13 protein-coding genes are annotated in these 13,929 nt (G+C 69.8%); 9 read left to right on the top strand and 4 right to left on the bottom strand.

Annotation, left to right across the window (positions count from 1 at the left end; genetic code table 11):
* The first annotated feature begins 12 nt into the window (after positions 1-12).
* From ACWZJV_RS04360 to ACWZJV_RS04345, 4 genes are read left to right on the top strand one after another with little or no spacing between them, the layout of a single operon-like run.
* Positions 13-1,308, top strand: a complete 1,296-nt coding sequence (locus ACWZJV_RS04360; RefSeq protein WP_457180354.1) for an MFS transporter — start codon at positions 13-15, stop codon at positions 1,306-1,308.
* Between the two features lie 4 nt (positions 1,309-1,312).
* Positions 1,313-2,266 (top strand): phosphoglycerate dehydrogenase, encoded by a 954-nt coding sequence (locus ACWZJV_RS04355; protein WP_457180353.1) that lies wholly within the window; start codon positions 1,313-1,315, stop codon positions 2,264-2,266.
* Positions 2,263-3,657, top strand: coding sequence for an acyclic terpene utilization AtuA family protein (locus tag ACWZJV_RS04350; RefSeq protein ID WP_457180352.1), 1,395 nt, complete (start codon positions 2,263-2,265; stop codon positions 3,655-3,657). Before ACWZJV_RS04355 ends, ACWZJV_RS04350 begins: the two co-directional genes overlap by 4 nt.
* On the top strand, positions 3,650-3,964 hold the full coding sequence (locus ACWZJV_RS04345; RefSeq protein ID WP_008357739.1) for a DUF4387 domain-containing protein: 315 nt from the start codon (positions 3,650-3,652) through the stop codon (positions 3,962-3,964). The genes ACWZJV_RS04350 and ACWZJV_RS04345 overlap by 8 nt, the downstream gene beginning before the upstream one ends.
* Position 3,965: 1 nt before the next feature.
* Here the strand turns inward: ACWZJV_RS04345 and ACWZJV_RS04340 are convergent, their stop codons facing one another.
* Positions 3,966-4,670: an SGNH/GDSL hydrolase family protein gene (locus tag ACWZJV_RS04340; RefSeq protein ID WP_457180351.1), complete on the bottom strand. Its 705-nt coding sequence runs from the start codon at positions 4,668-4,670 to the stop codon at positions 3,966-3,968.
* Between the two features lie 267 nt (positions 4,671-4,937).
* On the opposite strand from ACWZJV_RS04340, the gene ACWZJV_RS04335 reads away from it, so the two are divergent.
* Complete coding sequence (locus ACWZJV_RS04335) at positions 4,938-6,809, top strand: hypothetical protein (protein ID WP_457180350.1); 1,872 nt, start codon at positions 4,938-4,940, stop codon at positions 6,807-6,809.
* A gap of 33 nt (positions 6,810-6,842) precedes the next feature.
* Here ACWZJV_RS04335 and ACWZJV_RS04330 read toward each other — a convergent pair whose 3' ends face one another.
* Positions 6,843-7,556, bottom strand: coding sequence for a hypothetical protein (locus ACWZJV_RS04330; RefSeq protein ID WP_457180349.1), 714 nt, complete (start codon positions 7,554-7,556; stop codon positions 6,843-6,845).
* Between the two features lie 122 nt (positions 7,557-7,678).
* Here ACWZJV_RS04330 and ACWZJV_RS04325 point away from each other — a divergent pair, with 122 nt between their 5' ends.
* Complete coding sequence (locus tag ACWZJV_RS04325; protein WP_457180348.1) at positions 7,679-8,230, top strand: GNAT family N-acetyltransferase; 552 nt, start codon at positions 7,679-7,681, stop codon at positions 8,228-8,230.
* A gap of 285 nt (positions 8,231-8,515) precedes the next feature.
* Positions 8,516-9,811, top strand: coding sequence for an HNH endonuclease (locus ACWZJV_RS04320; protein WP_457180347.1), 1,296 nt, complete (start codon positions 8,516-8,518; stop codon positions 9,809-9,811).
* Between the two features lie 12 nt (positions 9,812-9,823).
* On the opposite strand, the gene ACWZJV_RS04315 is transcribed toward ACWZJV_RS04320, so the two are convergent.
* The gene (locus ACWZJV_RS04315; RefSeq protein WP_457176814.1) at positions 9,824-10,837 is read right to left on the bottom strand and encodes an IS481 family transposase; all 1,014 of its coding nucleotides are present in this window, start codon (positions 10,835-10,837) and stop codon (positions 9,824-9,826) included.
* Between the two features lie 107 nt (positions 10,838-10,944).
* Positions 10,945-12,063: a substrate-binding domain-containing protein gene (locus ACWZJV_RS04310; protein WP_457180346.1), complete on the bottom strand. Its 1,119-nt coding sequence runs from the start codon at positions 12,061-12,063 to the stop codon at positions 10,945-10,947.
* Positions 12,064-12,158: 95 nt separating this feature from the next.
* Between ACWZJV_RS04310 and ACWZJV_RS04305 the strand changes: the two genes are divergently transcribed.
* Together ACWZJV_RS04305 and urtA are read left to right on the top strand one after the other, a co-directional pair.
* Positions 12,159-12,557, top strand: coding sequence for a MarR family winged helix-turn-helix transcriptional regulator (locus ACWZJV_RS04305; protein WP_457180345.1), 399 nt, complete (start codon positions 12,159-12,161; stop codon positions 12,555-12,557).
* 127 nt (positions 12,558-12,684) lie between these two features.
* The gene (gene urtA, locus ACWZJV_RS04300; protein ID WP_008357725.1) at positions 12,685-13,926 is read left to right on the top strand and encodes an urea ABC transporter substrate-binding protein; all 1,242 of its coding nucleotides are present in this window, start codon (positions 12,685-12,687) and stop codon (positions 13,924-13,926) included.
* The last annotated feature ends 3 nt before the right edge of the window (positions 13,927-13,929 follow it).

Genomic DNA, 13,929 nt, shown 5'->3' with positions numbered 1-13,929 from the left:
GAGGTCCGTCTCGTGAGCACCACCATCCCCACCGCACCACCCCGGCAGCTCGGGCCTCGCCGGATCACCCTCCTCGTCGCGCTGGCGGTCTTCGCCCAGGAGTCGATGTGGAACTTCTACGACAGCCAGGTGCCGCCGCTGCTGCGCGAGCACCTGGCCAGCGCCGCCCTGGTCGGCTTCATCATGGGCATGGACAACCTGCTCGGCATCTTCATCCAGCCGTGGATGGCCAACCGGTCCGACCGGACGCGCACACGCTGGGGCCGGCGGATGCCCTACCTCGCCGTCGGGATGCCGCTCGCGGCGCTGCTGTTCGTGATCCTGCCGCACACCGCGGACGCGCTGCCGCTGCTGATCGTGGTCATCGTCGCGTTCGCGCTGGTCTCGAACTCGTTCAAGCCCATCGGAGAGGCCCTGGTGCCTGACTTCATCGCACCGGAACGACGCAGCCGCGCCAACGCCGCGGTCAAGATCGCCTCCAGCCTCACCGTGATCGTCGCCGCCGTGGTCAGCATCCTCCTGGTCGACGACCACCCCGCGCTCGCCTTCGCCGTCATCGCCCTGATCACCCTCGTCTCGGTCACCGTGCTGTGCCTCTCGATCCGCGACAGCTCCTCCCCCGGCTACCGCGCGGCGGTGGCGGAGGACGCCGCCGAGGATGCCGCGGAGGAGTCGACGGCGGTCGGGCAGGCGCGCATCCGCGACACCATCCGGGAGATCGTGCGCGACCCCGACCGCAGCCGGCTGCTGCTGATCGTCGCGATCCTGATCTTCGGCAGCGCCTGGGCAGGATCGCGGGCGCTGGTCACGCCCTACGGCATGGAGACCCTCGGGCTCTCCCGCGGCGAGGCCGGCGGGATCACGCTGCCGAGCGGGATCGCGTTCCTGCTCGCGGCCTACCCGACCGCGCTGCTCGCCGAGCGCTTCGGACGGCTGCGCACCATGATCGCCGGCATGGCGGTCTTCGCCGCCGGCATGCTCCTCGGCACCCTCGTGCAGACCCCGACCGGCACGGTCGTGGCCTTCTGCATCGGCGCCGCCGGTGCCTCGGCGTTCCTGGTCAACGCCGTCGTCGTGCTGTGGAACCTGGCACCCTCGGCACGGGTCTTCGGGACGTACGCGGCGCTCTATGCGGTGGGCTGGCAGGCCGGTGCCTTCCTCGGGCCGGCGCTGATCGGCGGGGCCGTGGACGTCCTGGGCTGGCCGACGATGCTGCTCGACATCGCCGTCGTCGCCGCGGTCGCGGTCGTGATCGTGGTGCGGATCGACCGCCTCCAGCGGCGCAGCGACGCCGGGAAGGTGGTGTGAGCCCGTGGCCCGGATCCTGATCACGACCGACTACCTGCGGCCCGGCGACGAGGTCGACGAGCTCCTCCGCTCCCACGGCCACGAGACCCGCTACCCGTCCGGCGACCTCGTCGCGGAGCTGGCCGAGGTCGACGGCGCCCTGGTCGGCCACGACCCCCTCACCGCCGAGGTGCTCGCCTCCGCCGACCGTCTGAGAGCGGTCGTACGCACCGGGGTCGGCTACGACGCGATCGATGTCGAGGCGGCCGCGCGTGCCGGGATCACGGTCAGCAACCTGCCCGGGATCAATGCCAACGCGGTCGCGGAGTACACGATGGGCCTGCTTCTCGCCTCCGCCCGCAGGCTGGTCGAGAGCGCGGCCGGCGTTGCCGCCGGCGGCTGGCCGCGCGGGGACGGCCGCGAGCTGCGCGGCTCGACGCTGGGGCTGATCGGCTACGGCGCGGCCGCCCGTGCGGTGGTCCCGCTGGCCAGGGCGTTCGGGATGCGCGTGCTGTGCACGACCGGGGTGCCCGACGCCGAGCGCTCCGACGGGGATGTCGCGTTCGTGGAGCTGCCCGCGCTGCTGGCCGAGGCCGACTTCGTGTCGGTCCACACCGCACTCACCCCACGGACCCGCGGGCTGCTCGACGCCGCCGCGTTCGCACTGATGAAGCCCGGCGCGGTGCTCGTGAACACCGCCCGCGGCGCGATCGTCGACGAGGACGCGCTCGCTGCCGCCGTACGGGAGGGCCGGATCGCCGGCGCCGCGCTCGACGTGGTCGCCGAGGAGCCGCTCCCGGCCGGTAGCCCGCTGCGCGGAGTGCCCGGGATCGTCGTCCACTCCCACCTGGCCGGGCAGACCGCCGAGGCCCGCCGGGCCGCCGGCATCGAGGGAGCCCGCGAGCTCCTCGACGCGCTGGCCGGCCGCCCGCAACACGCTGTCAACGCCCACCTGATCGAGAAGAGAGACAACAGATGACCAGCGACAACGCTGACTCCGTCAGCATCCTGGTGCCCAGCGGGATGCTCGGTGCCGGGTTCCCGGAGGAGACGATCGCGCGCGGGATCGACCTGGGCGCCGACGTGATCGCCGTCGACGGCGGCTCCACCGACTCCGGTCCCTACTACCTGGGCGCCTCGAAGCCGAAGACCACCGCCGCGGCGGTCGCCCGCGACCTGCGGATCCTGCTCCGTGCCGCCGCCGGGGCCGGCATCCCGCTCGTCGTCGGCTCCTGCGGCACCAGCGGCACCGACGACGGCGTCGACTGGGTCGCAGGGATCGTCGCCGACCTGCTCGCCGAGGAGGGCCTGTCGATGAAGGTCGCCCGGATCTACAGCGAGCAGCGCGCGGCCGACCTGAAGGAGCCGCTCGAGGCCGGCCGGATCCACCCGCTCCCACCGCTGGGCGACCTCGACGTCGCGACCCTCGAGGACTGCACCCACATCGTCGCGATGATGGGCCACGAGCCGATCGCCGAAGCCCTCGCCGCCGGTGCTCAGGTGGTCCTGGCCGGGCGGGCGACCGACACGGCCAACGCGGCTGCGTACGCGCTGCTGAAGGGGATGCCCGCCGGACCGAGCTGGCACGCGGCCAAGATCGTCGAGTGCGGCGGTCAGTGCACGACCAACCCGCGCGCGGGCGGGGTCTTCGCGACCGTCGACCGCACCGGGTTCACCATCGAGCCGCTCGACGAGAGCGCCGCCTGCACGCCGATCTCGGTGGCCGCCCACATGCTGTACGAGACGGCGAACCCGTATCTGATGAGAGAGCCGGACGGCACGCTGGACGTGCGTGACGCCGTCTACGCCGCGCTCGACGACCGCCGGGTGCGGGTCGAGGGCTCGCGGTTCCACCACGCCGAGCAGCACACGAACAAGCTCGAGGGCGCCCGGATCACCGGCTACGAGACGATGTCCTTCACGGCGATCCGCGACCCGCTGATCCTGAAGGACATCGAGGGCTGGGCCTCGTTGATGCATCTTGTCTTCACCGAGCGCGTCGAGCAGACCCTCGGCCTGACCAGGGACGACTACGACTACGACCTGCGTCTCTACGGCTACGACGCCGTCCTCGGTGATCTCGACCCGTCCACCGAGCCGCCGCGCGAGGTCGGCGTGATGCTGCTCGTCCGCGCCGCCGACCAGGCGCTGGCCACCGCGGTCGCCAAGGTCGCCAACCCGTTGATGCTGCACCTGCCGGCCCAGGACATGGACTACCTGCCCAGCCTGGCGTTCCCGGGATCGCCCGCCGAGGTCGAGCGGGGTGCTGCGTACGAGTTCGTGCTCAACCACGCCGTCGACAGCATCACCCCGACCGCGATGTTCCGCACCGAGTTCAGCACCCAGATCGGAGAGAAGAACGATGCCTGAGACCACCCTGGGGGACCTCGCGATCGAGGTCCGTTCCAAGAACGCCGGGCCGTTCTGGATCACGATGGAGCTGTTCATGCGTGACGCCGACGGCTACCGGATCGCGGCCGACGAGACCTTCCTCCACGAGGGTGTCGTCGCCGATCTCTACCGGGTCGACCCGGGATCGGTCCAGATCTTCCGGATCCCGTCGCTCAACGTCGTCAAGATCTCCTACCCGCGTCCGGTCTCGCAGGGATCGCTGCGCGACCGAGACGTCCACGCGGGGCAGCACCATGTGCCGCTGGCCCAGCTCGTGGTCCCGTGATCTAGAGATCGACGTGGTCCCAGATCGCCTGCGCCCACCGCTCATAGCCCGCCGGTGAGGCGTGGAACCCGTCGGCCGCGAAGAAGGACGGCTCGGCGGGACCCAGGTCGGCCGAGCTGACCCACTGCACCGACGTACGCCCGGCGCAGACCAGCCGCGCCGCCACGTCGAGCGCCTTCCCGCGCTCGGCGAGGTAGCGCCGCAGGGTGCGGGGGAGCGATGGGAACGCGCCGAACTCCGGGATCCCGGGGAGCACGGTGTGGGCGGCGTGCTCCTGGAGGGTCTCGACGATCGCCGTCAGGTCTCGCGTCCAGGCCTCGACCGAGCGGCGCGCGAGGATGTCGTTGACGCCCACCAGGAGCACCGCGAGGTCCCACTCGCCGGTCACCTTCGTCAGGATGCCGTGCCGGATCCGCTCGCTCGTCGCGCCGTACTTTCCCAGCGCCCGCCACTCGACCGGACGCTCGGTCCGCTTCGCGATCGCACGCGCCATCGACCCGGCGAAGGCGAGGTCGTGCGTGGGCGCGCCGCGGCCCGACGCGGACGAGTCGCCGATCACCAGCAGACGCAGCCGGCCGGCTCCGTCCTCGGCCTCCGGGCCGGGCACGAAACCCTTCGTCGGGCCCTCCGGACGGGGCTCCTTGCCGATGGTCCGGTGGACGTATGCGGCCTGTGCGGCGACCAGTGGGAGCAGCAGTGGATTCATCGTCTCTCCCTCGGCGATTTGTCGTGACGTACGTGCTCTTCCGTCGTTCTACAGCGCGTGCTCCGGCGGGTCTCCGACGTTGGCTGAACGGTGGGCGAATCTCCCCGGAAGGTTTGACACAGAGGGTCCTCATCCCGGTCACCGTTGGGGTACAAGACAGGGGAATCGAAGACACGTGACCCGACTCACCGCGTGCCAGCCCTAGCATCACGCCCAGCTGTGAGCGCTCGACCACAACCCTCCCTCCACTCGAAGGAATGCGACGCCATGTCCGACTTCATCAGCGGCATCTTCAACCGTCACAAGAACGAGCAGCCAAAGGCCGGGGAGGGGGAGTCGACCGCCGTCTCCGCTCCCGCCTACGGCGAGAACCTGGCCGCCCCCGAGGCCAGCGCGTACGTCACCGAGCCCCCTGCGCCGCCGGTTGCCGAGCCGTCCCTCGAGCCGGCCGTCGAGCCGGTTGCCGAGCCGATTGCCGAGACCGTCATCGAGCCCCTCGTCGAGGCCCCCTCGGTCGACCCGCTCTCCGACCCCGAGCACGTTGTCACCGACACCGAGGAGACCCCGGCCGCCGAGGTGGCCGAGCTCGTGGTGGAGGAGGTCGAGGTCGGCAGCGACATCGTGGGTGAGGTCGCCGAGACCGAGCCCGTCGAGGCTCCTGTTGACGAGGTTTCGGCCGAGGTGGTCGAGACCGAGGGCACGTACGAGGCGCCGCTCGAGGGCGTCGACGCCGAAGCCCGTGTCGCCGAGACCGTCGAGGAGGTCGAGGAGGCCGAGGAGACCGCTGTGGAGGACGCCGCTGTCGACGAGGCGCCGGTCGAGACCGATCCCGTTGCGGACGTTGCCGACGCCGACGTTGCCGACACCGACGTTGCCGACGCCGAGGTGACGGAGACCGCGGACGAGGTCGACGCCGAGGACGCTGTCGTCGAGGGTGCGACCGAGGACGTCGTCGAGGCGGCCGAGGTCGAGGTCGACGCCGAGGACACGTTCGAGCCCGCTGACGCGATCGAGGCCGACGATGCCGAGGAGACCGTCGCCGAGCCGGAGGGTGAGGCGCTCGCCGAGGAGGTCGCTGTCGAGGAGCCGACCGAGGTCGAGGACGTCGTGGTGACCGCGGACGAGGGTGAGGCGTCCGAGGTCGAGGTCGTGGAGTCCGTCGAGTCGGCCGACGAGACCGGATCGGTCGAGCCGGATGCCGAGGCGACCGAGGAGACCGTCGGTGAGGCGGAGGACGAGCTGACCGATGCCGAGGCAGAGGAGGCGTTCGAGTCGGCCGATCCGGCCGAGTCGGTGGACGTCGACGCCGAGCCGGCCGACGAGGTGGTGGACGAGGCTGAGGAGGTCACCGACGTGACCGAGTCGGTCGAGGGCGACGAGGAGATCGCTGTCGACGAGGTCGCCGTCGACGAGGTCGCCGTCGACGAGGTCGCTGCCGAGGAGGCGCCGGTGGAGACCGAGGACGTCGTCCCGGCTCCCGAGGCCGACGAGACCGCCGAGGTCGAGGATGCCGACGTGACTGCCGAGGCCGCGGAGGAGGCTGTTGACGAGCCTGCCGCTGTGGTCGAGGAGGCCGAGGTGACCGAGGAGGCCGTCCAGCCGACCGACATCGACGAGGAGGCATCCGAGGAGACCGAGGCCGAGGCCGCTGAGGTGGTCGTCGACGAGGCGCCCGCCGATGAGGTCACCGACGCCGTGGCCGAGGATACCGAGCCTGTCGAGGAGCCTGCCGCGTCCGAGGAGGTCGTGACCGAGGCCCCGGCCCCCGGGTTCGCGCCTGAGCCGGTCGTCGAGCCGGAGCCGACCGCCGACTCGACCCTGACCGGTGTGCTGCGCGCCGCCCGTGCCGCCCGCGAGGAGCGCGGCAGGTCGACGGTGAGCGAGGGCCTCGTCGAGCGCCTGGTCCACCACATCGTCGCCAAGGTCGAGGGTGTGCACGCGATCGACGACGAGGGCACCGTGGTCGACATCGTCGACGACGTCGCGACCATCACCGTCTCCTACGTGATCGCGTACGGCACGCCGGTGAAGGCCAACGCCGTCACCATCCGCACCCGGGTCATCGAGGCGGTCGAGGACTACTTCGACATCGACGTCGAGGCCGTGGACGTCAACGTGAGCGACTTCCACATCGCCTGACCCCGCCGACGGCGTCTCGGTCCGGGTGAGCGATCACCCGGACCGGGGCGCCGTCCGCTGTCGCTGCTGAGCGCGCCTGCGGGCGTCGGCCCCGTCGAGGGCTGCACCGATCGCGCGCATCTGCTCGTCCTCGCGCCCGCCCGTCGTGGCGAGCGGGATCTCGGCGATGAACCGCCGCTCGATCGCCGGGATCCGGGCGGCCACGACGTCAGGGTCCGTCGCCGCCGTCCCGTACAGCCGCGGCCCGTCGAGGGCGAAGACGTCCAGCATCACGAGCCCGCCGTCGCCCCTGCGCATCACGTTGGTCGGGTTGAAGTCGAGGGGTCCTGGCCACGGCTGCTCCCGCCTCATCCGCTCGTGGATCCGGAGCGCCACCGCGAGGAGCTCGCCGCCGGGCTCCTGGATCGTGCGTACGAACGTCGTCGCCTCGTCCTCCGCAACGGGTTCGAGGAGCTCGAGGATCTGCAGGTCCCCACCACCGGTGAGCTTGCGATGGCCGAATAGCGCCGGCACCTGACCGGTCGGAGCCGCCTCGCGGTAGAAGGCCGTGTTGTACGCGCCTGCCGGATCGAACGGGCTGATCCGGGCCGCTGCGCGTCCATCCGGCGAGCTCAGTGCGATGGCCCAGTCACCTGCTCCGCACCGTCTCCATCCGGCCGCGAGGAGCGTGGCTTCCGCGTCCTTGTGGTCGGCGTCCGGGTGGATCAGCGCCAGGATCTCCTCACCTGAACCGGTCTCTGTGGTCATCGCCGACGACTCTAGTGACCTGCGTCATTCGGCCGCCGTCGATTTTCCCGGGACCCCTCGCCGCGAGCCATGAGAGAATGTCCCCAGGCCTCGAAGCGCACCGCGCTTCGAGGCTTTCGCGTATGACCACTCTCCACACCGACCTCGACGACATCCCGAACCCTGTCACCGCTCGCCTCGCTCGGCCCGAGGATCATCTCGCCCTCCGCCATCTCTGGCTGCTGTTCCGCCACGACATGTCGGGGTTCAGCTCGACCCTCCCGTTCGCCGACGGCACCTTCCGCACCGAGCGCCTCGACGCCGCCCTCCGCTCCGAACCCGGCTGGCGCGCCTGGATCCTCACCGCCGGAGTCCACCCGATCGGGTTCGCGCTCGTTCGTGATGCCGACCAGCCCGTACGCGTCCTGAACAGCTTCTTCGTCGTCGCCGGTGCTCGCCGTGGTGGGCTCGGGCTCCAGTTCGCTCGGGCTGTCGTCTCTGATGCGCCGGGGGAGTGGAAGGTCGCCTATCAGGAGCGGAATCGTGCTGCTGCGCGGTTCTGGGAGCGGGTCACCGCGGGGTGTGATCGGTCGTGGTCTGAGACCGTGGCGGTTGGGGGTGTGGTCGATACGTGGATCTCGTTCTCTGTGGGGTCTACTTGCACCGGTGGTCGAGCTTGTCGAGACCACGCTTGAGGAAACCTCGCTTGACGACTGTTCTTCGTTTCAGGGTTCGCCGCCGACCCGGTCTCTAGTGTTTCTCGATCGCGCGCCGCGTCAAGGACGCCCTTCGGGCGCCGCTTCGCGGTGGCCTTCGGCCATCCTTGACTCGACACCCGATCGAGAAAGATTTCGCCTGTATCGGGGCGGCGGCGAGAGTGTGGCGCAGCACTCGCGCGACTTGTTCGCGGACTCCGTAACTGGCCTTTGACCAGCAGAAATGAGTGGCTATATGGTGATCGATCGCATATAATAAAGCACATGTACGAGACGATCGACCGCCTCCTCGACGGGCCACCTCCCGGTGCGTCCGAGCGAGAGCTGGTCGACTGGATCGCACGCCTCGAAGAGGTCAAGTGCACCGCGGAGGCGGTCCAAGCAGAAGCGTCGGTACGTCTCGAGGAAGCCGCTCGGGCACGCCAGCTCCAAGCGGGAGTTCCTGCCCGCAAGCTGGGCGAAGGAGTGGCCTCCCAGATCGCGCTCGCGCGACGAGTCTCACCCGATCGGGGTGCGAAGCTGCTCGGGCTGGCGAAGATCCTCCTCACCGAGATGCCCCACACCTTCGCCCTGATGAAGAACGGGTCGTTCTCGCAGTGGCAGGCCACCATCCTGGCCCGCGAGACCGCCTGCCTCTCACGCGAGGACCGCCGGGTCATCGATCACGAGCTCTGCGCCACCAGACCCGACGGTGAACTGGCGAAGGCAGCGGCGATGGGTCTACGGCAGCTCGAGAACGCTGCCAAGAAGCTTGCGATCACCCTCGACCAAGCATCCATAGTCGCCCGAGCCGCCAACGCGACCACGGACCGCCGCGTCAGCCTGCGGCCGGCACCCGACACTATGACCTGGCTCGGTGCACTGCTCGCGGTCAAGGACGGAGTCGCTGTGTTCGCGGCCTTGGACCAGGCCGCGAACGCCGCCCGTGCCGCCGGAGACGAACGCACCCGGGGTCAGGTCATGGCCGACACGCTGGTCGACCGCATTACCGGCCGCAGCACTGCTGAGGCGAAGCCGCGGATCGAGGTCAAGATCGTGATGACCGCCGACTCGCTCGCGAGCACCAGCGATCAGCCGGCCATGGTGGAGGGCTACGGCCCCGTCCCCGCAGCCTGGGCCCGCGAGGCACTGGCCGACGCCGAGGTGTTCGTCCGGCGCCTGTTCACCGACCCCGCCGGCCAACTGGTCGCGATGGAATCCCGCTCGAGGAAGGCACCCGAGGGACTCGCGGAGTTCATCACCACCCGCGACGGAGGGGCCTGCCGGACCGTCGGCTGCGATGCCCCCATCCGCAACATCGACCACGTCCAACGCCACGCGGACGGCGGCAGCACCAGCGCCCAGAACCTCCAAGGGCTCTGCGAACGCTGCAATCAAGCGAAGGAAGCGATCGGCTGGCAGGCCAGACCAGGGCCCGACGGCAGCATCACCACCATCACACCCACCGGCCACACCTACACCAGCCCACCACCCGACACCTGGGCACAAGACCCACCACCCCTGTCCCGGGTCGAGCTCAGCCTGCGCGACGTACTGCTCGACCACGCCCTCGCCGCATGACGCACGGTCGAGCTAGGTGTTCTGGCCGGGGAGGTTGGGTACGCGGTCGATTGGTGACTTGCCTTTGAGGCTGGTGTGGCCGCGGTGGTGATTGTAGTGATGCAGCCATGCGGGGTATGTGGCTGCTCGGTCGGCTTCTGAGGTGTAGGTCGTGGCGTAGGCCCACTCTTCGAGCAGTGTCCGGTTGAACCGTTCGACCTTGCCGTTGGTCTGTGGTCGATACGGCCGCGTGCGTCGGTGCTTGACCCGCCGGCCGAGCGTTTTGGCCCAGAGCCGGCTGCGGTAGCAGGAACCGTTGTCGGTGAGCACGGCCTTGACGGTGATGCCGTGGGCGGCGAAGAACCTCTTGGCGCGCTTCCAGAACGCTGCTGCGGTCTCCTTACGCTCGTCACTGAGGATCTCGGAGTAGGCCAGCCGGGAATGGTCGTCGACGGCGTGGTGCAGATAGACGTAGCCGCGCGAGGACGCGGCACCGGCTCGGCCTGCCCGGTCGCGGGCCGCGTGAGTTGCTCGCGCCTGTGCCGAGTCCCGACCGAAGACCCTCCACCCACCGCCGTCGGGGATCTTGCCGAGCTTCTTGACGTCGACGTGGATCAGGTCGCCGGGTGCTGGGTGTTCGTAGCGGTGCTTGTCTCGTGAGGAGGTCTTGATCCGGGCGCCGGTGGCCGGGTCGGTCCACTTCAGTCGCGGGCAGCCGTTGCGTCGAAGGACCTGGTGAACGGTGGAGGGGTTCTGGCCGAGGTGGTAGGCGATCCGGGCTGGTCCCCAGCGCCGCGTCACCCGCAGCTTCACGATCCGTCGCTCGGTCCGCTGCGGCAGCCGGTTCGGGCAGCGGTGCGGACGCGAGGATCGGTCGACCATCCCGGCCTTGCCGAGCTCGCGATAGCGCTGGGCCCAGCGCCGCGCGGTCGTGACACCGACGGAGAACCGCTCAGCGGCCCTGGCGTAGGACCAGCCCTTGTCGACGACGAGTTTGGCTAGGCGCAGACGTCCCGCTGGTGTGAGGGTGGCGTTAGCGTGGGACACGAAGACCTCCGTGGTGGATGTGGGTGCGTGGTAGCTCCACACCTCACCCGGAGGTCTTCGTCATCGTCCAGTCGGCCCGCCGTACCTAACGTCCGTGGTCAGAACAGCTAGGACGCGTACGCGATCTGTTCCTGGATCTCGAAGCGGAGGCCGTCGGCGGCGGCGATGTAGACGTCCTGGTCGACGAGGTTGCCGTGCATGCGCATCAGGCCGCGGGGGCTGGAGTAGCTGTGGCGCTCGGCGAGGTGCAGCGCGGGCTCGACCTCGAGGGAGCCGCAGGCGTCGCCGACCTGACGCAGGAACATCAGCGACTCGTAGCAGGACTCGCCGACCGCGTTGAGGGAGGGCGCGTACTCGCCGAAGCGGCGGTAGTAGCGCTCGGCCAGACCGGCCGACTCGGGGGTGGTGAGGCCGTCGAAGTAGGCAGCGGCGGCGAAGACGTTGGCGTTGGCGCCGGCACCGCCGGCGAGCAGGGTGTTCTCCTCGATCGCCGGGCTCAGCCGGGTCAGCGAGGAGCTCAGCCCGGCGGCGGCGAACTGGCGGTTGAAGTGCACCGCGTCCTGCCCCATCAGCAGCATGATCACGCCGTCCTGCTCGCCGCCCTCGAGCCTACGCAGCACGCCGGCGAAGTCGCGCGTCCCCAGCGGGACGTACGTCTCGCTCACGACCTGCGAGGGCGAACCGTGCAACGCCGCACGTGCCGTCGAGCCGGTGACCCGCGGGAAGACGTAGTCGTTGCCGACCACCGCCCAGCGGGAGACGCCATGGTTGGCGCGCATCCAGGCGGCGGCGGGGAGCAGCTGGTTGACCGGGCGCTCGCCGATCATGAAGACACCAGGAGTCTCGTCGCCGCCCTCGTGCATGGCCGCGAAGGCATACAGGACCCTGCCGCCGACGCGGGCGGTGATCGCCTGACGTACGGCTGAGATGTGCCAGCCGGCGATGGCGTCGACTCGGCCGAGCTCGACCAGCCGGGCCACCTCGGCGGCGACCTCCTCGGGGGCCCGCCCGGCGTCGACCGCGACCAGCTCGACCGGTCGCCCGGCGATGCCGCCTCCGGTGTTGAGGTCGTCGGCGGCCAGCTCGCCGCAGGCCAGACAGCCGGGCCCGTAGATGCCGGTCGGGCCCTGCATCGGCACCACGAATGCGATCGAGACCGCCCCCGGAGGACGGGGTGCGAGGCCCAGGAGGGCATGGGAGGACGGGGTGAACGACGGTGGGGTCATCGACACCTGCTCCCGAACGGAATGTTGCCCTGATGACTCACCATTGAGCCGTTGGATGGTTAGGGTACGGCAGACAGCGATCGTGGGGAGGACTCATGAAGGTTGCCGAGACGGCCGGCACGGATCTGGCCGTGCTGCTCGCCCGGGCGCAGCGCCGGATCGAGCGCGCGCTCGCCGAGGTGTACGCCGACTTCGACCTCACCGCGGAGCAGTGGCGCATCCTCAGCGTGCTGCTCGACGAGCCCGGCCAGACGATGACGCGGCTCGCCGACGGCGCCGCGCTCCCGGCCGGCACGCTGACCCGTCACGTCGACCGCCTCGCCGAGCGCGGCCTGGTGCTGCGCAAGGTCCACGCCGAGGACAAGCGTCGCGCGGTCGTCGCGCTTTCGCCGGTGGGCGCCTCGGTCGCCCGCGAGATCCGGGCCCGGCAGCAGACCGAGCCCGTCGTCGACGTCGTCCGCGACCTCAGGGCCCTCCTCGACCGACTCGTCTGACCTCTGCCGACTTTCGGCGTTTCCATCTGGAAACAAATCCTCGCCGGGCCTGACACATCGGCGAAACAAGCCGTCCCTAGATTCCTTCCATTCGAGAGCAATTGTCCGATGGAAGGACCCCCAACCCGTGCGTACGAAATTCTCGAGCCGCGTCCTCGCGGCCAGCTCGGTGCTCGCCCTGGGCATGACCGCGACCGCGTGCGGCGGCGCGAAGACCGGTGACTCCGCGAGCAGCGAGAGCTGCGTCGACACCAGCGGTGACACCGTCAAGATCGGCTTCCTCAACTCCCTGTCCGGCACGATGGCGATCAGCGAGACGACCGTCTTCAAGTCCCTGTCCATGGCGGCCGAGGAGATCAACGCCGACGGCGGCGTGCTCGGCAAGAAGCTCGAGATCGTCAGCGAGGACGGGCAGTCCGAGCCGACCGTCTTCGCCGAGAAGGCGACCAAGCTGATCCAAGACGACTGCGTCGCGGCCGTCTTCGGCGGCTGGACCTCGAGCTCGCGCAAGGCGATGTTGCCGGTCTTCGAGGGCAACGACGCGCTGCTCTTCTACCCGGTCCAGTACGAGGGCCTGGAGTCCTCGCACAACATCTTCTACACCGGCGCGACGACGAACCAGCAGATCATCCCCGCCCTCGACTTCCTCAAGGAGGAGAAGAAGATCGAGTCGATCTTCCTGGTCGGCTCCGACTACGTCTTCCCGCGCACGGCCAACAAGATCATCAAGCAGTACGCAGCCGCCAACGGCATCGAGGTCCTCGGTGAGGAGTACCAGCCCCTGGGCTCGACCGACTTCGGCACGGTCGTCGACAAGGTCAAGGCCGCCGGCGCGGACGCGGTCTTCAACACCCTCAACGGCGACTCCAACGTGGCCTTCTTCAAGGAGTACAAGGGCAAGGGCCTGACCGCCTCGGCCATGCCGGTGCTCTCGGTCTCGATCGCCGAGGAGGAGGTCCCGGGCGTCGGCGTGGGCAACCTCGAGGGGCAGTACACGGCCTGGAACTACTACCAGACCATCGACAGCCCGGCCAACGAGAAGTTCGTCACCGACTTCAAGGCGGCCAACGGCGCCAAGGCGGTCACCTCCGACCCGATGGAGGCGGCCTACACCTCGCTCCACCTGTGGAAGGGCATGGTCGAGAAGGCCGACTCGTTCGCCGTCGAGGACGTCATCGACGCCTCCGACGGCGTCACCTACGACGCGCCCGAGGGCACCGTCGAGGTCAACGGCGAGAACCACCACATCGCCAAGACCGCGCTCATCGGGCAGGTCAACTCCGAGGGCCTGATCGACACGGTCTGGTCGAGCGACAAGCCGATCGAGCCGGACCCCTACCTGAAGTCCTACGACTGGTGGAAGAACTAGCCC

The sequence above is a fragment of the Nocardioides sp. WG-D5 genome (assembly GCF_054031175.1).
Note: the sequence above shows the minus strand (reverse complement) of the source record. Positions and strands in the feature narration are given on the sequence as shown.